Source organism: Paenibacillus radicibacter, assembly GCF_024721995.1.
Taxonomy (GTDB): Bacteria; Bacillota; Bacilli; order Paenibacillales; family NBRC-103111; genus Paenibacillus_AM; species Paenibacillus_AM radicibacter.
Genome location: NZ_JANQBC010000001.1, coordinates 437,450 through 454,326 on the forward strand (window position 1 = coordinate 437,450; position 16,877 = coordinate 454,326).

Below are 16,877 nucleotides of genomic sequence, written 5' to 3' on the forward strand. Positions count from 1 at the left end.
ACCGTTATTTCATTCTGATTTTCCCTCGCTCAAGCTAAGAAACTCTGCCTTTAGACCTTCAATACCTAACGAGTGGACTTTATTCATTACAAACGCCTCGACCTCTCCCTTAGCCTCAGTAACTGTCTTATCCATTTGCTCATTAAAGGATGCTGCCACAAATGGAATATTAGAAGACACTTCTTGTCTAAGTTGTGAAAGTTGCTTAAGAATAAGTTCTTTATCAGATTTCTTCGGTGCTGTCTTATCTTCTAATATGCGTTCCGCGTCCTCTGTAATCTTCTCTAACCGTTCACTTAAATTAACCATTCTTTCTTCAAATTCTTTTTCGAAAATCTCACGTTTGTTTTCTTCTGGGCAATTATCCATCCTCTTACCATTCAACCGACGAATAGTTACAGGCACACCATCGCCCATATTCATAGATGTAATCAATTCAGCAAATTGGTTTTGAGACATTTCTACCTCAACAATTTCACTCTTTCCGTAATACCAATCTTTATTTAAATCGCGCTCCTTAATCGCATGTCTGAGTCTCATTGTAATCGTATGTTGGTGTTTAATGCTGCTCCCAAACAGATTAGAATACCCTCCACTTGTTCTCGAAAATCCAAGCATTCCAAAACTTTCATGTTCTTCTTTTTTTCCATCGATAGGCATATTTTAATTCTCCTTTTGCTTTATTTTTCCTATGAAAGAGTCTTTTTATTTACTTTTCTAGTTTATTCTTCTCATAGAAACTAAGTATCGATGGTAAAATTTTTTCTAGATCGTAAATATTGAAATGTGCAGCGAACCCATAGTCTTGTGCGCGTAAATTTGTTTCTTTTGATACAGCATACTCTTGTATAGTTAATATTCGATTATCATCATGAAATACTTCTGAAATGGCTTTATGATTTCCAAACTCTTCATATTTGTAAAGTAAATAATCTTGAAGATTTAATCTTTTTCGAGTAAATTCATCAATAGGTCCCTTGTTATCTTCACCATAATACTCTTCTTTTTTCTTATTATACAAGGTATTTATTTGTTCAAGTAAAAAACTAAAAGCTTTAAAATCAATTTGTTTTCCATCTTCATCGGTTAAAGTAACACCTAAAGAATTCTCATTAAAATTTATTTTGATAGTATGATTACTAAGAAATGCAATCTCATTTGAGTAAAATTCCTTTATATCCATTTAGATCATCCTCATCAAATAGTATTTTTACTATCATTCAAATTCAACTATATCTTCTAAATCAACATATCCATTTTTCCCTGTATCTCGAAAGATCACCTTTGCTTGATATGGTTCTTTAGATTTGCTATACCTAAATCCACTCACTACGAATTTACGATCTCGATGCTTCAACTTATTTTTATTTAGTGGTTCACATATGTAAGAGTTGCCAATCATCACCTTAATACTTCTTTTAGCACCATTGTGTCTTTGCAAATTTACTGTAACATAAGTAGGGTTGTTTTGTAGTATAGAAAATAGATTCACCTTAATCTCCTCTTCACTTATAGTAAAATGGATTTTTTATCGTCATACTAGCTTTACTTCTCTCCACCAATTAACTTTGCTGCATAAAAATCTTCTCTCAGGATCTGATGGATTCTGTAACACAATATCTCTATCGTTTACTTCGAAAACAATTCGTGTCACTCCAGCAGAACCACCATATCCACTAACAAGAGATACTACTTTATCTCCAGCGCTAGGTATATCACCGACATATCTCTGATATTCCTCAATAATTTCTGGTCTATAGTTTGCCAGATAATCCTTTAACTCTAACTTCAATCTAAACCCCTCCTTTATTTAGCATGAAACTGACATTTTATTTGTTTTTCAAATCGTCAAGAAGCGTTTCAATTGAAACTTTAGTAGCAATTAATCTTGTAGTTGCTTTTTTCTTATCGTCATTGTTGTAGTCTTCTTTTGCAGTTTTGGCATAAAGAATGATATCGCTCAATCGGTCTAACACTTCTTCTTTATTTAACATTTTGATTTAACCCCCATCCTTATGAAATTGACCTTTTATTTACAATTCTTCAACTTCTACATTGATCACTGGCAATTTATAATTCTTCATCATTGTGCGCTTTTGTGTCTCTAATTCTTCAGGACTGATTAATTCCTTTTCCCATCCATCTACAATTTTTATTGACGATGTATCTCCTAAATTTCCCAATATAAATACGTACTTATACTTAAAACCTTTTCTTTTAAACATTTCTGTCAAATCCATTTTTCAAATCTCCCTCACAATACTATGAAAGTGAACTTTCATAAGCTCATGTATTTAAATAGAACATAACTAGCCTACCCGATTTTTGATCAAAATCTACTTCTAAACCAATACCCAATTGTTGCTTTGCGTACATACCCAAAACATCTGCAAACCCACCTGTACTATGATCGAATTCAAAACGTAAAGGTGGTATGCCTCTCTCACTACTGATAATGTCTTTAATTGCGTGAGCAGCGTCAATACCACTTAAAACACTGCTCATTCTATAAGTACCTTCTCTGATTTTAATGTATCCCATGATTATCTTCTCCTATCATATGAAAGTCAGTTTCTATTGGCTGTCCTTCTCTTGCCTTCAACAGCCATTTTTCTGATAATTTCCCACATTTCATACTCTGTCAATTGATCATAAGCATCAGCAACATCTTCAGGAATGGTTTCATATGCTTCTGCCAATTCATCTAACCTATCATGAAATGATTCTTTCGATTCAAAATTGGTACTCTCAAACAGAAATTTTTTCACAATACTTACTGATTCTTTAATAATCCTCACCCCATGTAATTCAGGTTTTATGGTATTAAACAAATTTCCATTCAGCAAGCTCTTGAAGTGTTAAACTATATCTGGATTTTAATAGACCAAGTTCTGCCAGCCTAATGTTAGTTTTAGGTTTTGGGCAATTTTCCAATGGGATTGCCTTATTCGGATCAATCTTATATCCCAAACTACAGTCCCAATCAACAAATGTCGATTCTAGCGCTTTACACCTTTCACAGTTTTTCTTCATTTAATTCCCCCATAGTTAGCACATAAAACAACTCTTTTATTTACTCGCACTAACTTTTTCAATAGCTCTTAACTCGTAATCATAAATAAATTCACTCAGATATTTATCTTTTCGCCATACATCTAGTCTATTCTCATATACATCAACCTCTTTTATTTGTACAATATCACCATTTTTCCAAAGCATGTCACCCTGAACTATTTTCGATACATCTATAATTTTAATACATTCATTTGCATCAAAGTCTTCAATTCGCAACTCACATTCCTCCTTCCTACATGCGATAAAACTAGTATTTTATTTGAATTCGAAAGTTACTTCAATGTTGTTCGAGCTTGTAAGAAAGTGAATATAAAAGGGGATTACCCCACGAGAATACTCTCCATCGATTTGAACAAATAAATCTTCGATTGTTTGAGGTACTTTTATATTAGAATTAAAGCGAATTGTTGTAATAACTTCTGGATTAGCACAGATATAGTTGTCATTGCTCTGAAAATAGATCCTGTCGTTAGACGAGTTGTCAATACTAGTTACTTCTGTCAATTTGTTTTCTTCTTTGGTTGAAATCCAGTTAATATTATCTTTATACTTTTCAAATAACATAGAAATGGCATCATGGTAATTCATATTCATTGCCTCCCAAATATTTTATTGAGATATGAAATCTCCGTTTTATTTGATTAAAGAACCTACAACTAACTCTGCCCATTCTTTTAATTCTGGATTTGATTCTTTACTCTGTAGGAACAAATCGATCTCTTCTGTTGTTCCTTCTCTTTTGAAAAAACAACCTAACCAATCGTTTTTATAGATGGAATCAAGCTTCCCATTAATTAAAAACATTGTCTCTGTTAAGTAAAATTGTTTTTCTACTTCTATTTCAAAATTATCACGTATACCTAACACATGTACTACATTCGTTTCAATCTCACCTTTAGCATTCTCATGATCCATAGCGTAAAACTTTCCAATTTCAATCTCCATTAAAACTCACTCCCTTTCTTCATGAAACTCGTGTCTATATTCTTTATAAATATTAAATCTGAACTGTTCCTCCAAGAGGAATTATCTCAGAAACATATTGTTCTATTATCTCTCGCTCAATTTGCGTAATTCTATCAGAATCAGACACATAAAAGTTTACATTACCAGAACCAGAGTCATATCCATTATAAACCAAATCTATATCCGGAAAAATTTTATTGATTGTTCTTATAATACCTTCTTTATTCAAGCCTCCTGTTAAAGCTGCTTCGACAATAATTTCAGATGGCTCTTGGTAGTCAGGAATTGCATCAACCATTAATTGATCATAAGGCTTCACATTAAAATAAACGTGAGCTAATATCTCATTTGTTCCGAATTCACTTAGTTTTCTCATATTCACATCATCTATTTTGAAGTTTTCATCCCAAGCGTAAATTGTTGCTATTCCCTTTCCAGTTGTATGAACTCTAAGATATTTAATTGCTGGAAATTCTGCTTTTATTAGTTTTTCTGCTAGTAATCTTGTACCCATCTGCATCCCTACTCACTTTTATTTTGATGAAATCAGTTTTTTATCATCTTCCACTTCGCTATTACATTTGGATCTATGTCATATTCTTTATCAACGGATCTTTTGGCTCCTTAAAGTGTGTCATGCCACCCATGTATCAGAGAACTTCCTCTCGATCCGTCATTATGTTCTTCGTAACATTCATAAGAAAATATTGAACCCCTAATTGTGGAAGTCTCTTGTTTGATTACAGCTTTGTACCAGAAAGTATCTCCATTCGGAATAATCTTCTCCCAACGTATCATACTGCATATAATCCACCTTTCTCAGTGAATATCGTTAATATTAGTTTCAAAAAGCCGCTTTCAAAAAATTGATATGTACAATTTCACCAACCTGTTGAGCTGAATAAAATCCTTCATTCTCTGAAGAATGTTGATATTTTAAAATTTCATCTGACATCTCCTCGGTGAATATTCCTTTGAAATAAGGGATATCTACTACCTCACCAATTCTAATGTCAGCACTTGAACGATTGATATCGATTCTTTCCAAAATTGTTTTAACTGGATCGCTTAATTTTCCCCATTCAGTATCAATTACTTTACCCATTTAATATTTCTCCTTTTCCCATGAAATCCGTGTTCTATGAACTCTTAAATCTACTCATGTTGAGTGTTGCTTCATACCCATTTGTTTTCTTGACTTTGTAACAGCATCCATCTTGATACATTAATTCAACAATTTCACCTATCACAAAATCTTGTCTAGCTCTCCATGAGTGCAACTGTAACCAGAATTATCAATCACTTCAACAAACGTCAAGGTGTAACCCTCCTTTTGAAATCAGACATTCATTAGGATTCAATCTTATAACATAGACCCAAACTCGTATCTTCGCTGCTTAGGTTAAACCAAATAGCCGAAAATTGTTCATACTGCTCAAAATTCAATACACTTGGATAACCCATCATATCTCTAAACTTAACTACTCATCAATCAAACATATTGCTCCCTCAATCTTAATTGGCTCAGTTGATAGTGAATTATCTTGTGTGTGATTTTGTGCTAATGTAAAATAATAAACTCCAGTAGTCCATGCCATGTTTAATCCATCTCCCCATAAAATCTGAATTTCATCAACTTTAATTTTCATATTATGTAATCATTCTACCATATTGTGGACTACATTACTTTGATCCTATCTTCGATTTCAATCTTTTCAAACATTGATATTTGTCTCAAGTGGTTCTTCTGGATAAGCTTCAATATATGCAACATATCTCTCGATTTTGTCTCTTTGCATTGGGTGATTCTCTTTCTTTTCCCACTGAAGAATATGCCCATAACTTGTTCCAACATATTTTGCTAGCGCTCCACTCAGTGGTATCTCTTTTTCTCTTCTTTTATTTCTATAATACTTTTTGTCATAATTTAATTTATTATCCATTATTCAATCTCCTTTCGTTATTAACTGAATATTACCATATTTACGTTTATAAAGTCAATAATATACACATATATTTTCATATTTAATTTATTTCATATGAACAGAAATTAAATGTCTGTTCATATATATAACTAAACTATCAATATCTAATGCTCATCTATTTTATCGCCATGCAAAGAGTTCATTCCTGTCCATAGCAGCAACATCCTCTATATCTGATACTTGTAAGATAAATGTACTTACATCACTAATATCATAAGGAAAGCTCCCTTCGCCTCGCATTTTGTTTACTCTATTCACAACACTATTCAGATTAACACCAATTTGATGTTCCTTGTCAGGATTCATAACCAAATCAACTAGAGTAATAGTAAGCATCATTTCTAAATCCATAAACTCTTCTGATGTTTTTCTTTTAAATGGTGCTGCAAGGGGAATATACATATATCTCTTCTTCCAATCAATTCCTTTACTACCAAAGTGGATGATCATCCACTGAGGACATAACTTACTATCATAGTAGTCATAATAAATCTCAATCTTAGCCATTAGACATCAAACACCACTGATTTCACTTGACCTTGAATCATTACTTCGTTTACAGGGATTACTCTTGGTGGTATCTCCTTATTTGAGGCTTGTAGAATTACGTTAAGACCATCATAGTACACACGTTTCAAAGTTGCTTCATCCCCATTAATTATAACTACGCCTATTTTTCCATTCTCTACAAAACTTTGCTTTTTAACTAAAACATTAAAACCATCCCTAATACCTTCATCAATCATTGAATCGCCTTTTACCACTAAATAAAAGTACTCTCCATCTGACACTTCTTTTTTTGACACAATTTTGTAACCAATGATGTTTTGTTCAGCCACGAAGTCATATCCCGCCTTTATTTCACCATAAATTGGTATCTGAATAATTGAAGCATCCTCAAAGAAACCCTTGTCGGAATTAATCCTGCTCCCTCTACCGATAGCTTGTAAATATTCATGAGTTCGCTTAAGCATAATATCCACTTGATTTGCTGCATTATCAATTTCATTAGTTCTCACTTGCTTATACTTAAAAGTTACATTATAACTGGTTAAATAGTCTTCAAAAGTTAAGTTCTTAATTTTTGCATCTATTATCATAGCTTGAAGATATTGAATTTTGAAATTTAAACTAAGTGATAAATAGACATCTTCTGGAGTTTCAAAATCATCGTATTGTGAATAGTCAAAAGTTTCATTCAAACGATCTTTTATAAAAAGTTTTTCTTTATCGATATAGTCAAATATATCTTTATACATATCATTAAATCTTATTAAATAGTAATCTTTAATAATTTCTTCTATGTTTTCAAATTTAGATATTATTTCTTTGAATTCATCTGGAGTGGATTCTATATATGTTGAATCGTCTCTTCCAAGTAGATAATCTACTGAAACATCAAACAAGTCTGCAATTTCCTCTAATCTTTTTCTTCTTGGAGTTCTGTCGTTGTCCTCTGACTCATAATTAGCTAAAGATGACCTAGGAATATTTAATTTATCCGCCAGATCTTCTTGAGACAATCCCCTTTTCTCTCTCAACTCTTTCAATCTTTTAGGGAATAAGAACATAAATTCACCTCTTTACTATTATAACTGGATATTATCATATAATTGTTCGTTTAACAAACAAAATATCTTCAGTTTAGTATTGACTTTTTCGTTAAACGAACATAAACTAAATCTATCGAAAGTTCACTTAACGAACAATCACACAATTGGGAGATGATTAAATGAGCTTTACAGTTTATGGAGAAATTACAATACCAATTTCTATTTCAATTTCAGAAAAATCTAAAGATACAGCACTGGAAAAAATATCAAATATGCTAAACATAAAAACTATCGAACTAATTGAAGCAGAAATACATACTACAGACAATAAAGAACACTTAATTGTTGCTGACCACTGCCAGATAAAATGGATTGAAGTCCTTGATATGTATGACATCTAAATAAATATAGGCTCTCTACTATTTTAAATGTAGAGGGCTATATTTATTATTGGTTTAGAATAAGTATGCGTTTAACTTCTTTATTTAATTCACAATCAAAAATTCTATAGCCCTCAACTAAAAATATCTCTAATGTATAGATCTCATCACTTTTAAGATTTGTCGATATCCAAGTTTCGATTTTTGATTTAGGATCATAGTGCTTTAACTTTTCAAGTCTATATTTTTGTCCATTCATAGATGTCCTCAATTGCGGAATTCGCATTTATTTTATAGAATCTGAATATTATAATTGCGAATTTCGCAATTGTCAAGAGAATTATGTTAATTTAATTGTCATGTTCTCGTTCCTACATATATAATGAAAATATCACTAACCTGTTAATAGATAGATAGGGGATATTATGCAGAAGAAACGTAGAGTTATTAAATCAAAGCTTGACGATTTACTTATTAAACATAAGCTTGACCAAAGATCATTACATAAGATTACCAAGGTACGAGAAGCAACAATTGGCGATATGGCTAACGATGAAAACAAAACATTCACGCGAGAAAATCTGAACAAAATTATTAATGCACTGGGAATTGAAGATATTGATGAACTGATAACAATTGTTGATGAAGAAGAAGATACGACAAATAGTAACAATGAAAGCACAGAGGAGTAAAATCCCTGTGCTTTTGTATTAATTCTAATATTAATTTCGGATCAAGCTGCTTGACGCTTGTGCCATAACCGATAAACATCAAAAACTTCACTCATGGTCTGTGAATCATTTTTTACATATTTAATAAAATCTGAGTCTTTTTCTAAAATCAATAATAAATCTTGTTGAAGACAACTTAACCTTAATCCTAATTTTACTTCTGCAAATTCTATAATTTTCACTTCGTTGACTCCTCCAAGTATCTTTTCAATCTGCTGTCTAGAAACTCTATTTCGCTTTCTAAACCATCAATTTATCTATAGTGTATTTCTTCTTACTATCAATCAAAAACTGGCTAATGAACGTTTCTGATCCTCTGAAATCGATATCATTCTTTCTCGTTCTGACATTCTACTCTACTCCTTACGCATGTAGCAGCTCATAACTCTGGAAATTTAAGTTTTTGGCACGTTGAACACTTAGAGATTCAACATTTCTTATCATAAAGTCATACGCTACTCGATTAAGGTCATCAATAGCAACTTCCGTCCCAGTGTCATTATCGAGAACAATTATCTTATAACCAGTTACCTTTTCAATAAATCTGAAGGTCAGATCACACCATGAATGCTCATCTAACAATTTGTTAATTTGATCGTCTGCTATGTATTCTGAGTTGTTTTTAATTTTTTTAAACATGTAGTCTCTCTCGATAAGTCTTCTGTTAATCATGCATATCATCCTTTATTTTTTATTTTATAATTACACACTAACCAAACTGTTCCCAGTACTACTTAAGCCCAATTCTTTATATGTCTTTTTTAACCTATTTGACATTTCTCGTGCTGCGAATCCTATGCTTGGCTTATGACTATCAAAGTCCCAAGTAAGTACCTCGATCTTCTTTGTCCTCTCATTTGCAATCATTGTGAAGCCACCAAATCTATACACTCGTTTATTATTGAGTACACTCGACATATCTGTTGAATTAACAATAATGGCAGTAAGTTTTCTTTCTAGCACTTCTCTTTCTATACTGGCTGCTTTCTTTGCGTACTTTCTGTAATTTTCAAGCGCAGGATTTGAAATTGAATATATCTCGATATCGTTGATTATTAGTTTACTTCTAAACATATATTAACCTCCTGATAGAAATTCACTTGTGATATTTATCCAATAACCTAACCTAAGCTTACTTCCTAATATAATCTGCTTTCTTTACCTCTTTATCTTATTTAATACGTTCACAAGTGACCTTAAACCGCATACCATCGACTTCAAACTCGACTTCCTCACTACAGACTTTAATAACACATCTATAGAAATCTTTGGTGACGTCTGCAACACGATCATATACATTATGCGAGCTTAATTTGTGATTTCCTATTTGATTAAAAACTGATACCTGATCATTGAAGCCATTAACACCGATTCTAATGGCTTGATACCTTGCATCATAGGCTGCTTCACTATCACAATCAAAACATGGATAACAGTCCTCAAACATGCCACAATGCCTAGCCCCACAATTGGGGCACTCTTTCCATTCAATATCCATTGTATTCATCTCCCCATGAAATCGCTCTTTCATTTCATCTGTTTGATGCCGTAATAACCAATTCCTGAATTGTGCTCTTAAGAATGACTCTTGTTTTCCCATATCCAGATTCAATAGATGTGCTAAAATCAGTATTCTTTAGTCCAAAATAATTGTATATCTTTTCTAAAACTGCATTAATTTCTCCAATATCATTTACTAAGTTTGGAAAGGTTAGGGAGATTTCCAAACCACATCGTTCACTTTGCGATATAAAAGTCAATGTAGAACCGATTCCTTTATTGATTTCTTCTATTACACTAGATAGCTTGCCTAACTGAAAAATTGTAGGTGTTTGCATTGTATTCTCTCCTAGTCTTAGTTATTGTGATAAGCTTTTTCTGCCTCATGCTCAGTGTACTCATCCATTGCATCATACATTGCACGTTCTAATTTTCTAATCATAGTTTCATCAAGTTTTAACCAGTTTTTCGCTGCGAGTATCATATAACCTATAGCTGCACCATTATTTATTTAAACTACCTACTTTCTATTATTTATATTTATATTTTCTCGATATTCACCACTATGAAGGCTTACTTATTTCAAATATTCATGATAAATCATCGAACCAGCTATTATTGCTAACATGTTTATTCCAATAAGTTCTGCCAAATATTCCTTGTCTTGTTTCTCCTTAATCCGAAAATAGTATGCGTCCTGATCCTCATTTTTTTATATGGAATGACTTCACCTATGTTTGGTTCTCTCACACCAGTTACCTGAACATTGAACATTTGTCCCAAGTTATATTTTGACATGTTTTTATTTTCTATATCTCCTCATGAAAGATTATTTCATTGTCTCTATTGTTATTTTCACTTTTAAACCATCAAATTCATCCAACTGAGAAATCAAGTATTTTCGAAGGCTGTCCTTATCGTTCATATCAGCTCTAGTATCATAAAGTGCAGTTAATTCTTCATAGACTTCTAACCAGCCAATTAATTCTTTTCTCATGTAAACACTCTCCTGACAGAATGTAAGACTTCTTTCATTCCCATTGATGCTTAATTCTTCAAACTATTCATTAACAATTAATTTGTTAAATTCATGAATAAATGACTCCATTTTTCTTTTATTAAATTGATACAATTTGTTACTCTCTAAGTATGGTCTATCTATAAGTAACGTATTTTCACGAATACTAAGATAGCCATTACTATCAAGTTCTTTATCATAGTATTCGTAATAATCAGCACCTAAACTATCGGCTTCTTTGGAGGTTAAATTAGCCCAAGATTCTTTTGAAATCATTTCAATATAATTAAATAATTCAAGAAAATCTTTAGGCTCATAAATATATGTAACACCATGCTTATTATTAATTTGATCTTGATTCATTTCGAAAATTACTGCTGATTTTCGATGTTTAACAATTAACTCTAAACCGTTTAAACACGTAAAAGTCCTGATCTTCAATTTTATCCCCCCTAAAAATATAAATGAAATACTTCTTTTATCGCAATGCATTGCTTATGTAATCGCTAAGCTCTTCGTGTACTCCATCAACATCGATCCATTTTCCACTCTTAAGCTCTTGGATTCCTGTCATAAAAAAATAGTTTTCCTCTTGTACTTTCTTTGCTTGTTCGATAGTATCCACCTTATCTAAAATATCATCATTAATATCATGATTAATAACTCTATACATCTTCATCCCTCCACTTATTAAAGTTTAAATATAAGAATCCTTTCAACAACTTTTATTCTTCTTCATCATCTTCAGTTTCAATATCTTCAAGATTCCAATCATATTCAAACTTATCAACAATTTTAAGTGACTTATGAAAGTCTTCAAACGAACACAAATATTCATTTCCTTTATAATTCGTTAAATTAATATAGTAATAATCATTGATTTCAGATATACCAAGAATGATCAATTCTTGTCCTCCAAATCCCCCATAACCGCTTCTTAACGTTATAACCTTTGTACCTTTGTTTTTATGTATATTCGATATCTGTGCTTCCCGATACCTTTTATATTCATCGAATATCTCTGGATGTTCTTGTTTCATATACATATAAATAGTTAACAAGTTATCACATCTCCTCATAAAATAATCTATTTAACGAGATTCTGCTGCTAGTAATTCTTCGACTCTCGTCAGTTCTTCTTCACTATGAATAGTTCCACCGCTGTTCATTTGCAAATACCACTCTAATACTTCTTTACGCGTTTGTAGGCTGTTTATATGTAGTCGAAGTGTCAATGTTGTAGATAATCTGTCCTCAAACTCATGGTAGTAATGACCAAACGCTTTTACTTTACTATCCATGAACCCTAGACAAGCTGTAAGACGTTGTAAACCATCTACACATACAAACCATCCATCACCATTCCCCTTTGTTTTGTGCCAATTTGTATGGTTAAAGTAAATATCTAATCCAGATGTACCACCCCTTAGGAAGTGTTCTATATAGCGTTCTTGTTGTAATACTGACCATACATATCCTCTTTGGAAATCAGGATTCAAATCCAAACCTAAATCATCCTGGTACTCTTTAATTGTTGTAGGAAGATACCTTAACGTGCTATTGACAGAATAACCATTCATTTGAATGTACGGTTTAATATCAGAAAATTTCACATTGTTCACTCCTTTCACGATCAAATATTCAATTCATAGTAAATTACTTATACCCATAGGAATTGTTCTTCATCATTACCGCATATTAGAATCTCTCTTGGGTAAGATAGTTTTCTAATATCTTTTTCTTCTCCTTGAATGTGTATTTTTGAATCAACTTGTTTTGCAATAAAAAGTATTTGAGTCCACGACTCTATATATAATATTTTTCTCATTCTTAAACTCATCATCTCCTCATAAATGGATCTTTTTATTTTAATACTCTGGATGTTTTTCGAAAAAAAACTTTAGTAATTCATACAGACGTTTGTGTGATAGCTCACCTAGATTCCTTATTTTGCAAAGGTCATCATATGTTGAATTAAGTACATCTTCCAAAGTTTCAATCCCAAATCTTAATAAAGCATTGTGGATCCTAGCTTCATTGTTATTGTCACATGTAATAGATATAAAATCCTTCAGTGTTATTGCAGAATATACAGCATTAGCATTGAAAAAGCGTCTAATTGATACGTTTGGATATTTAATTAAGTCATCATATGTAATAGTTAATCCAATTTCACCAATACTATCGCTTTGTTTCTTCGCTTCCTCATCTTGTTTCCTTTTTACTTTTAAACATTCCGAACAACCATTGTTCTTTACCCTTACCCTTATTGGTTCAAGTAAACTATGTCCTGTTTCACATATCCACCATGCTCTTCTATGCGAATCAATTGATATCTCTAGAGGTGAGAAGTTTGTCCTATCGTAGTCCCAATCTTTCATTATGTCGTTGTGAGTTATTATAATCGATTTATTAGCACTCATGATGTTAAGCAGCTCCATTTGATAATATTAATCTTTCAGACTGAGTCGCATCTTTACTCGATTATATCAACACTCCCTTTTCATGAACATCGTTAGACTCAAAATTCAATACTTTTTTCTCTCTATTCTTGATCAATGATCATTTTATTCGATAATTCGCAACCACTGCGCAACTTGTTCTAATGGCTCTCTCTCCATATCTCTTTGTCTTGGGTCTGCATAATACACTCCATTTTCCTCTACAATATAAATCTCAAGTTCAGCTTCATCATAGTAGCATATTGTTTCAACGTGAATTTCCTTGTTGTTTTTATCTTTAAAACCTGTTGCCTTCATGTCTTCAACTCCCAATAAAAATATAGTTTTAATACTTATGTATCTTGATGCCTCTTGTTTTCTATAAGTAAATTATAACATTTACATTAGTAAAGTCAACATGTATTTTTGATGATTCTCATTTTTTATACAAATAAAAAAGCCTGCACAATCCAAATTGGATCATGTAGGCTCAAGTCATTTTATCTGAAAAGTAATATCCTAATCTCTCCACATAAAGCTCTCCCTTTTGTTTCAGCTTGTTTTATTGCTAATTGTGAGTTAATAACCCCCCACTCTTGCAGCTTTTCTATTAACGCCTCTTTTGAAAATACACCTTTACCGATCACTTTAAACATATTGTTCTTCCTTTCTCTTAATATATTTTTTATTTATGTAGTCGCTTAGTCCTAAACTAACAATAAGTGCTTCATTGACTTCATCCATTGCTTCTTCATTAATTTCGGTCAGTTTGTGCATTAAGCACCATTTATCTATTGTTTTGATTTGTTCAGTCCCAACAAAAGAATCTCTATCCAAATTGTGTTTTTCAGCTATTAAGTGTACATGCGTAGGAAGCAATTTTTTATTTGTTGCTGAAGATATTACAGTACCAATAATTGTGGGACTGTGACGGTTTCCTACATTATTGGAGATGACAAGCAGAGGTCGCACACCACCTTGCTCACTGCCAACCGATCCACCTACTAAATCTGCCAACCAAACTTCGCCTCTACGGTATGTCTCTTGCAGTTCGTTGTTAATCATAATATCACCTCTTTAGTAACAATATAGTTTTATTATATATCATTTTTTACACCTTACAAGCGAACAATTGTTCTAATTATTTAAATGTCAATATTATTTAGTTTAATTACTTTCATATTGACAAATATCTACAATATATGCTATGTTTGTTTATTTTACTTTATTGCGAATAACCACAGAGACACAGAGTACAAAAAAAAGCCCTGCATTATCTGCTAAGGGCTTTAGAATAGACATTGAAATCTATATTTCATCGTGGGTTAAATGCTTCTTGATACACTTTCATATGCACGAACATATCCAGAATCATTACCATCACGCTTCAAAAGTTCGTCATAGCATACGTCCACATGCCAATGGTAATCAGATCTTGGATTGTTGTTTGCATATGCTGAAAGCCAAATTTTGTCCTTCGTCTCTCTAATAAGCTCTTTATATTCCATAGTAGAAATATCTTCTACATATTTTGTCTTTGGTTGACCGTAGTTATCATTACCTTCATATTTTCTCATTTATTATCCTCCGATTCACTTGAAATATCTATTTCATTCTGATTTTGATCCTTTGTCTACACCCCAAGGAGTTCTATCTACTTCACTAATATAATTCCTTTCATTACTATCAATTCGGTTTTTGTAACTAATAATATTCTGTAACGCTACCTCAACTTTGTTTCTGACATCTTCAATCAGATTTTCTTCACATCTCTTTACTTCTTTATCATCCTCTCCTACCAAATACATTTCCGAACCGTAACCATCTTGCACAAAATGGGATTTGGTTTTGTAAATTGTATCTTCATATAATTTAAAATACGTATTATCAATACAAAATCCATTCTCGCTGAACTGTCTTGTGATAACGTGTTGAGTTACATTTACTTTGATATTTGCGTCTTTCTCTAATGTGACAATGACTCTTGTCAATGTATCTCCTAATTTCAGCTCGCTATTGGTTCTTAATTCAGTACTCATCACATCATCTCCTATTTAATTTCAAGATAAAAGATCTCTTTCATCGTCATATTGTAATTAATTTTGGTGACTCAAAAACATCACATTCATTAAGCGCTGATGATTTATCTTCATATTGTAAAGCTTGAAATTTATCTGTTGTATATTCTTGAGTGAAAGCATTTAATACCTTCTTTAAATACTCACCTTTTGAATTAACAATTACCCATGTCTCTTTCATTTGAATTCCTCCCATAATATTAAGATGAAACTTGCAATTTATTGGTAAATTTATTCACTATTTTTTAATATTTCCCATGGATAATCATTAACTTTACCACTATCCAATAACTCACATGCCTCTTTATAATTTTTTACAAGAATTTTTTTGTACCTATTAACCCTTGTGCCAATTAACAACTTATCTTTTACTGCATATGTCTTCGTCTCTGAAATAGCAACTCTCAAACTTTCTTCATATCTCCCTAATTCATCGTAATCAGGGTAGAACTCCATACCTTTGGTTTCAGTTTCAAAAATATATATTGTTGATTCAAGAAATGTTCTTCGTTTTTGCAACATAGAAGCTAAAGCAAACTCATAAGCTTTTTCAAATTCCAAAGCCAAATATATGTATCCAGCAGAAGTCATAAGATTTAAATTGTCTTCCTCTCTTACTCCATATACACTGTTCTCTTTTGTTGTAGGTTCAATAGCACCACTTAGTATAATGTCATTGCCTGCAAGCGTTCCGTGAAATGCCAACATTGCACCCCCTTATGAAATAGCCATTTTATTGGAACATCTGACTTTGAATGTCAAGAATCTCCTTAACGACTTGCTCTGCTACTATTCTGTCAAAATCTCCATTAGGTTTGAACGCTGCTTCCAATTTACCTAAATTTTCACTAGTCAAAAATGCTCCACTATTCTCTAGTAAACGTTGCTTTATGTCAAATCGTTTTTTAAAATTAATTGAGTTTTGCATAATTTCAACTCCCTATACAACAGTCATTTTAATGGCTTAAAGCATTTGCCAATCCATATCACTTTCAAAATCCTCTTCTGAAATTTCTTCAAACCTTTCAAATAAACCATCTTCATTTAATACCTTAAACTTATAGCTTTTTTTCGCTTCATCTACTTCAACAATGTGATATGTATCCATCGTTTGTCCAGTGAATGAATCACCAACCGAATGCTTCATAAA

Annotated in this window: 41 protein-coding genes; 2 read left to right on the top strand and 39 right to left on the bottom strand. The window is 32.1% G+C overall.

The window, feature by feature from the left end:
- Positions 1-9: 9 nt before the first annotated feature.
- From NV379_RS02250 to NV379_RS02330, 17 genes are all read right to left on the bottom strand, one after another.
- Entirely contained in the window at positions 10-660 is a 651-nt protein-coding gene (locus NV379_RS02250; protein WP_258205636.1) for a hypothetical protein, read from the bottom strand.
- 49 nt (positions 661-709) lie between these two features.
- Positions 710-1,183 carry a hypothetical protein gene (locus tag NV379_RS02255; protein ID WP_258205637.1) on the bottom strand — a complete coding sequence of 158 codons (474 nt, stop codon included), beginning with the start codon at positions 1,181-1,183 and terminating at the stop codon, positions 710-712.
- A 33-nt stretch (positions 1,184-1,216) separates the two neighbouring features.
- A complete protein-coding gene (locus tag NV379_RS02260) occupies positions 1,217-1,492 on the bottom strand; it encodes a hypothetical protein (RefSeq protein ID WP_258205638.1) in 276 nt (91 codons plus the stop codon).
- A gap of 42 nt (positions 1,493-1,534) precedes the next feature.
- Complete coding sequence (locus tag NV379_RS02265; RefSeq protein WP_258205639.1) at positions 1,535-1,792, bottom strand: hypothetical protein; 258 nt, start codon at positions 1,790-1,792, stop codon at positions 1,535-1,537.
- A 37-nt stretch (positions 1,793-1,829) separates the two neighbouring features.
- On the bottom strand, positions 1,830-1,994 hold the full coding sequence (locus NV379_RS02270; RefSeq protein ID WP_258205640.1) for a hypothetical protein: 165 nt from the start codon (positions 1,992-1,994) through the stop codon (positions 1,830-1,832).
- A gap of 39 nt (positions 1,995-2,033) precedes the next feature.
- Positions 2,034-2,240, bottom strand: a complete 207-nt coding sequence (locus NV379_RS02275; protein ID WP_258205641.1) for a hypothetical protein — start codon at positions 2,238-2,240, stop codon at positions 2,034-2,036.
- 46 nt (positions 2,241-2,286) lie between these two features.
- Complete coding sequence (locus NV379_RS02280; protein WP_258205642.1) at positions 2,287-2,541, bottom strand: hypothetical protein; 255 nt, start codon at positions 2,539-2,541, stop codon at positions 2,287-2,289.
- A 26-nt stretch (positions 2,542-2,567) separates the two neighbouring features.
- Positions 2,568-2,768 (bottom strand): hypothetical protein, encoded by a 201-nt coding sequence (locus tag NV379_RS02285; protein WP_258205643.1) that lies wholly within the window; start codon positions 2,766-2,768, stop codon positions 2,568-2,570.
- Between the two features lie 301 nt (positions 2,769-3,069).
- The gene (locus NV379_RS02290; RefSeq protein WP_258205644.1) at positions 3,070-3,291 is read right to left on the bottom strand and encodes a hypothetical protein; all 222 of its coding nucleotides are present in this window, start codon (positions 3,289-3,291) and stop codon (positions 3,070-3,072) included.
- Positions 3,292-3,330: 39 nt separating this feature from the next.
- Positions 3,331-3,663, bottom strand: a complete 333-nt coding sequence (locus NV379_RS02295; protein WP_258205645.1) for a hypothetical protein — start codon at positions 3,661-3,663, stop codon at positions 3,331-3,333.
- 45 nt (positions 3,664-3,708) lie between these two features.
- Positions 3,709-4,020 carry a hypothetical protein gene (locus tag NV379_RS02300; RefSeq protein ID WP_258205646.1) on the bottom strand — a complete coding sequence of 104 codons (312 nt, stop codon included), beginning with the start codon at positions 4,018-4,020 and terminating at the stop codon, positions 3,709-3,711.
- 52 nt (positions 4,021-4,072) lie between these two features.
- Positions 4,073-4,555: a hypothetical protein gene (locus NV379_RS02305; protein WP_258205647.1), complete on the bottom strand. Its 483-nt coding sequence runs from the start codon at positions 4,553-4,555 to the stop codon at positions 4,073-4,075.
- Positions 4,556-4,885: 330 nt separating this feature from the next.
- Positions 4,886-5,146, bottom strand: coding sequence for a hypothetical protein (locus tag NV379_RS02310; protein ID WP_258205648.1), 261 nt, complete (start codon positions 5,144-5,146; stop codon positions 4,886-4,888).
- 376 nt (positions 5,147-5,522) lie between these two features.
- Positions 5,523-5,690 carry a hypothetical protein gene (locus NV379_RS02315; protein WP_258205649.1) on the bottom strand — a complete coding sequence of 56 codons (168 nt, stop codon included), beginning with the start codon at positions 5,688-5,690 and terminating at the stop codon, positions 5,523-5,525.
- A gap of 66 nt (positions 5,691-5,756) precedes the next feature.
- Positions 5,757-5,984, bottom strand: coding sequence for a hypothetical protein (locus tag NV379_RS02320; RefSeq protein ID WP_258205650.1), 228 nt, complete (start codon positions 5,982-5,984; stop codon positions 5,757-5,759).
- Between the two features lie 162 nt (positions 5,985-6,146).
- A complete protein-coding gene (locus NV379_RS02325; protein ID WP_258205651.1) occupies positions 6,147-6,533 on the bottom strand; it encodes a hypothetical protein in 387 nt (128 codons plus the stop codon).
- A complete protein-coding gene (locus NV379_RS02330; protein ID WP_258205652.1) occupies positions 6,533-7,597 on the bottom strand; it encodes a helix-turn-helix domain-containing protein in 1,065 nt (354 codons plus the stop codon). The genes NV379_RS02325 and NV379_RS02330 overlap by 1 nt, the downstream gene beginning before the upstream one ends.
- 161 nt (positions 7,598-7,758) lie before the next feature.
- On the opposite strand from NV379_RS02330, the gene NV379_RS02335 reads away from it, so the two are divergent.
- Complete coding sequence (locus tag NV379_RS02335) at positions 7,759-7,980, top strand: hypothetical protein (protein WP_258205653.1); 222 nt, start codon at positions 7,759-7,761, stop codon at positions 7,978-7,980.
- Between the two features lie 46 nt (positions 7,981-8,026).
- Here the strand turns inward: NV379_RS02335 and NV379_RS02340 are convergent, their stop codons facing one another.
- Positions 8,027-8,218, bottom strand: a complete 192-nt coding sequence (locus tag NV379_RS02340; protein WP_258205654.1) for a hypothetical protein — start codon at positions 8,216-8,218, stop codon at positions 8,027-8,029.
- A 166-nt stretch (positions 8,219-8,384) separates the two neighbouring features.
- Between NV379_RS02340 and NV379_RS02345 the strand changes: the two genes are divergently transcribed.
- Complete coding sequence (locus NV379_RS02345) at positions 8,385-8,651, top strand: helix-turn-helix domain-containing protein (RefSeq protein ID WP_258205655.1); 267 nt, start codon at positions 8,385-8,387, stop codon at positions 8,649-8,651.
- 41 nt (positions 8,652-8,692) lie between these two features.
- On the opposite strand, the gene NV379_RS02350 is transcribed toward NV379_RS02345, so the two are convergent.
- The 21 genes from NV379_RS02350 to NV379_RS02450 form a co-directional block, all read right to left on the bottom strand.
- Positions 8,693-8,872 carry a hypothetical protein gene (locus NV379_RS02350; protein ID WP_258205656.1) on the bottom strand — a complete coding sequence of 60 codons (180 nt, stop codon included), beginning with the start codon at positions 8,870-8,872 and terminating at the stop codon, positions 8,693-8,695.
- A gap of 181 nt (positions 8,873-9,053) precedes the next feature.
- The gene (locus tag NV379_RS02355) at positions 9,054-9,362 is read right to left on the bottom strand and encodes a hypothetical protein (RefSeq protein WP_258205657.1); all 309 of its coding nucleotides are present in this window, start codon (positions 9,360-9,362) and stop codon (positions 9,054-9,056) included.
- A gap of 30 nt (positions 9,363-9,392) precedes the next feature.
- Positions 9,393-9,764, bottom strand: coding sequence for a hypothetical protein (locus NV379_RS02360; RefSeq protein ID WP_258205658.1), 372 nt, complete (start codon positions 9,762-9,764; stop codon positions 9,393-9,395).
- A 97-nt stretch (positions 9,765-9,861) separates the two neighbouring features.
- The gene (locus NV379_RS02365) at positions 9,862-10,188 is read right to left on the bottom strand and encodes a hypothetical protein (RefSeq protein ID WP_258205659.1); all 327 of its coding nucleotides are present in this window, start codon (positions 10,186-10,188) and stop codon (positions 9,862-9,864) included.
- Between the two features lie 34 nt (positions 10,189-10,222).
- Complete coding sequence (locus NV379_RS02370; protein ID WP_258205660.1) at positions 10,223-10,528, bottom strand: hypothetical protein; 306 nt, start codon at positions 10,526-10,528, stop codon at positions 10,223-10,225.
- A 491-nt stretch (positions 10,529-11,019) separates the two neighbouring features.
- The gene (locus NV379_RS02375; protein ID WP_258205661.1) at positions 11,020-11,187 is read right to left on the bottom strand and encodes a hypothetical protein; all 168 of its coding nucleotides are present in this window, start codon (positions 11,185-11,187) and stop codon (positions 11,020-11,022) included.
- Positions 11,188-11,250: 63 nt separating this feature from the next.
- The gene (locus NV379_RS02380; protein WP_258205662.1) at positions 11,251-11,649 is read right to left on the bottom strand and encodes a hypothetical protein; all 399 of its coding nucleotides are present in this window, start codon (positions 11,647-11,649) and stop codon (positions 11,251-11,253) included.
- 37 nt (positions 11,650-11,686) lie between these two features.
- Positions 11,687-11,881: a hypothetical protein gene (locus tag NV379_RS02385; protein WP_258205663.1), complete on the bottom strand. Its 195-nt coding sequence runs from the start codon at positions 11,879-11,881 to the stop codon at positions 11,687-11,689.
- Between the two features lie 52 nt (positions 11,882-11,933).
- The gene (locus NV379_RS02390) at positions 11,934-12,248 is read right to left on the bottom strand and encodes a hypothetical protein (protein WP_258205664.1); all 315 of its coding nucleotides are present in this window, start codon (positions 12,246-12,248) and stop codon (positions 11,934-11,936) included.
- Positions 12,249-12,299: 51 nt separating this feature from the next.
- Positions 12,300-12,821 (bottom strand): DUF262 domain-containing protein, encoded by a 522-nt coding sequence (locus NV379_RS02395; protein WP_258205665.1) that lies wholly within the window; start codon positions 12,819-12,821, stop codon positions 12,300-12,302.
- 47 nt (positions 12,822-12,868) lie between these two features.
- Positions 12,869-13,048, bottom strand: a complete 180-nt coding sequence (locus tag NV379_RS02400) for a hypothetical protein (RefSeq protein WP_258205666.1) — start codon at positions 13,046-13,048, stop codon at positions 12,869-12,871.
- 28 nt (positions 13,049-13,076) lie between these two features.
- On the bottom strand, positions 13,077-13,631 hold the full coding sequence (locus NV379_RS02405) for a zinc-ribbon domain-containing protein (protein ID WP_258205667.1): 555 nt from the start codon (positions 13,629-13,631) through the stop codon (positions 13,077-13,079).
- Between the two features lie 144 nt (positions 13,632-13,775).
- Complete coding sequence (locus NV379_RS02410) at positions 13,776-13,967, bottom strand: hypothetical protein (RefSeq protein WP_258205668.1); 192 nt, start codon at positions 13,965-13,967, stop codon at positions 13,776-13,778.
- Between the two features lie 182 nt (positions 13,968-14,149).
- Positions 14,150-14,305 (bottom strand): hypothetical protein, encoded by a 156-nt coding sequence (locus NV379_RS02415; RefSeq protein WP_258205669.1) that lies wholly within the window; start codon positions 14,303-14,305, stop codon positions 14,150-14,152.
- A complete protein-coding gene (locus tag NV379_RS02420; RefSeq protein WP_258205670.1) occupies positions 14,298-14,714 on the bottom strand; it encodes a type II toxin-antitoxin system PemK/MazF family toxin in 417 nt (138 codons plus the stop codon). Before NV379_RS02420 ends, NV379_RS02415 begins: the two co-directional genes overlap by 8 nt.
- Positions 14,715-14,974: 260 nt before the next feature.
- Complete coding sequence (locus NV379_RS02425) at positions 14,975-15,226, bottom strand: hypothetical protein (protein WP_258205671.1); 252 nt, start codon at positions 15,224-15,226, stop codon at positions 14,975-14,977.
- Positions 15,227-15,259: 33 nt separating this feature from the next.
- Positions 15,260-15,688 (bottom strand): hypothetical protein, encoded by a 429-nt coding sequence (locus NV379_RS02430; protein ID WP_258205672.1) that lies wholly within the window; start codon positions 15,686-15,688, stop codon positions 15,260-15,262.
- Between the two features lie 46 nt (positions 15,689-15,734).
- Positions 15,735-15,908: a hypothetical protein gene (locus tag NV379_RS02435; RefSeq protein ID WP_258205673.1), complete on the bottom strand. Its 174-nt coding sequence runs from the start codon at positions 15,906-15,908 to the stop codon at positions 15,735-15,737.
- Positions 15,909-15,958: 50 nt separating this feature from the next.
- A complete protein-coding gene (locus NV379_RS02440) occupies positions 15,959-16,432 on the bottom strand; it encodes a hypothetical protein (protein ID WP_258205674.1) in 474 nt (157 codons plus the stop codon).
- A 28-nt stretch (positions 16,433-16,460) separates the two neighbouring features.
- Positions 16,461-16,655, bottom strand: coding sequence for a hypothetical protein (locus tag NV379_RS02445; protein WP_258205675.1), 195 nt, complete (start codon positions 16,653-16,655; stop codon positions 16,461-16,463).
- Positions 16,656-16,691: 36 nt separating this feature from the next.
- The gene (locus NV379_RS02450; RefSeq protein ID WP_258205676.1) at positions 16,692-16,874 is read right to left on the bottom strand and encodes a hypothetical protein; all 183 of its coding nucleotides are present in this window, start codon (positions 16,872-16,874) and stop codon (positions 16,692-16,694) included.
- Between the last annotated feature and the right edge of the window lie 3 nt (positions 16,875-16,877).

Coding starts and splice junctions, on each gene's coding strand:
- NV379_RS02280 (WP_258205642.1), bottom strand. CDS start 2,541: ATGGGATACATTAAAATCAGAGAAGGTACTTATAGAATGAGCAGTGTT.
- NV379_RS02270 (WP_258205640.1), bottom strand. CDS start 1,994: ATGTTAAATAAAGAAGAAGTGTTAGACCGATTGAGCGATATCATTCTT.
- NV379_RS02415 (WP_258205669.1), bottom strand. CDS start 14,305: ATGTTTAAAGTGATCGGTAAAGGTGTATTTTCAAAAGAGGCGTTAATA.
- NV379_RS02295 (WP_258205645.1), bottom strand. CDS start 3,663: ATGAATTACCATGATGCCATTTCTATGTTATTTGAAAAGTATAAAGAT.
- NV379_RS02410 (WP_258205668.1), bottom strand. CDS start 13,967: ATGAAGGCAACAGGTTTTAAAGATAAAAACAACAAGGAAATTCACGTT.
- NV379_RS02445 (WP_258205675.1), bottom strand. CDS start 16,655: ATGCAAAACTCAATTAATTTTAAAAAACGATTTGACATAAAGCAACGT.
- NV379_RS02320 (WP_258205650.1), bottom strand. CDS start 5,984: ATGGATAATAAATTAAATTATGACAAAAAGTATTATAGAAATAAAAGA.
- NV379_RS02345 (WP_258205655.1), top strand. CDS start 8,385: ATGCAGAAGAAACGTAGAGTTATTAAATCAAAGCTTGACGATTTACTT.
- NV379_RS02390 (WP_258205664.1), bottom strand. CDS start 12,248: ATGAAACAAGAACATCCAGAGATATTCGATGAATATAAAAGGTATCGG.
- NV379_RS02425 (WP_258205671.1), bottom strand. CDS start 15,226: ATGAGAAAATATGAAGGTAATGATAACTACGGTCAACCAAAGACAAAA.
- NV379_RS02420 (WP_258205670.1), bottom strand. CDS start 14,714: ATGATTAACAACGAACTGCAAGAGACATACCGTAGAGGCGAAGTTTGG.
- NV379_RS02435 (WP_258205673.1), bottom strand. CDS start 15,908: ATGAAAGAGACATGGGTAATTGTTAATTCAAAAGGTGAGTATTTAAAG.
- NV379_RS02430 (WP_258205672.1), bottom strand. CDS start 15,688: ATGAGTACTGAATTAAGAACCAATAGCGAGCTGAAATTAGGAGATACA.
- NV379_RS02340 (WP_258205654.1), bottom strand. CDS start 8,218: ATGAATGGACAAAAATATAGACTTGAAAAGTTAAAGCACTATGATCCT.
- NV379_RS02405 (WP_258205667.1), bottom strand. CDS start 13,631: ATGAGTGCTAATAAATCGATTATAATAACTCACAACGACATAATGAAA.
- NV379_RS02330 (WP_258205652.1), bottom strand. CDS start 7,597: ATGTTCTTATTCCCTAAAAGATTGAAAGAGTTGAGAGAGAAAAGGGGA.
- NV379_RS02360 (WP_258205658.1), bottom strand. CDS start 9,764: ATGTTTAGAAGTAAACTAATAATCAACGATATCGAGATATATTCAATT.
- NV379_RS02400 (WP_258205666.1), bottom strand. CDS start 13,048: ATGAGTTTAAGAATGAGAAAAATATTATATATAGAGTCGTGGACTCAA.
- NV379_RS02385 (WP_258205663.1), bottom strand. CDS start 11,881: ATGTATAGAGTTATTAATCATGATATTAATGATGATATTTTAGATAAG.
- NV379_RS02315 (WP_258205649.1), bottom strand. CDS start 5,690: ATGAAAATTAAAGTTGATGAAATTCAGATTTTATGGGGAGATGGATTA.
- NV379_RS02275 (WP_258205641.1), bottom strand. CDS start 2,240: ATGGATTTGACAGAAATGTTTAAAAGAAAAGGTTTTAAGTATAAGTAC.
- NV379_RS02335 (WP_258205653.1), top strand. CDS start 7,759: ATGAGCTTTACAGTTTATGGAGAAATTACAATACCAATTTCTATTTCA.
- NV379_RS02250 (WP_258205636.1), bottom strand. CDS start 660: ATGCCTATCGATGGAAAAAAAGAAGAACATGAAAGTTTTGGAATGCTT.
- NV379_RS02255 (WP_258205637.1), bottom strand. CDS start 1,183: ATGGATATAAAGGAATTTTACTCAAATGAGATTGCATTTCTTAGTAAT.
- NV379_RS02310 (WP_258205648.1), bottom strand. CDS start 5,146: ATGGGTAAAGTAATTGATACTGAATGGGGAAAATTAAGCGATCCAGTT.
- NV379_RS02365 (WP_258205659.1), bottom strand. CDS start 10,188: ATGGATATTGAATGGAAAGAGTGCCCCAATTGTGGGGCTAGGCATTGT.
- NV379_RS02450 (WP_258205676.1), bottom strand. CDS start 16,874: ATGAAGCATTCGGTTGGTGATTCATTCACTGGACAAACGATGGATACA.
- NV379_RS02305 (WP_258205647.1), bottom strand. CDS start 4,555: ATGGGTACAAGATTACTAGCAGAAAAACTAATAAAAGCAGAATTTCCA.
- NV379_RS02370 (WP_258205660.1), bottom strand. CDS start 10,528: ATGCAAACACCTACAATTTTTCAGTTAGGCAAGCTATCTAGTGTAATA.
- NV379_RS02300 (WP_258205646.1), bottom strand. CDS start 4,020: ATGGAGATTGAAATTGGAAAGTTTTACGCTATGGATCATGAGAATGCT.
- NV379_RS02375 (WP_258205661.1), bottom strand. CDS start 11,187: ATGAGAAAAGAATTAATTGGCTGGTTAGAAGTCTATGAAGAATTAACT.
- NV379_RS02325 (WP_258205651.1), bottom strand. CDS start 6,533: ATGGCTAAGATTGAGATTTATTATGACTACTATGATAGTAAGTTATGT.
- NV379_RS02355 (WP_258205657.1), bottom strand. CDS start 9,362: ATGATTAACAGAAGACTTATCGAGAGAGACTACATGTTTAAAAAAATT.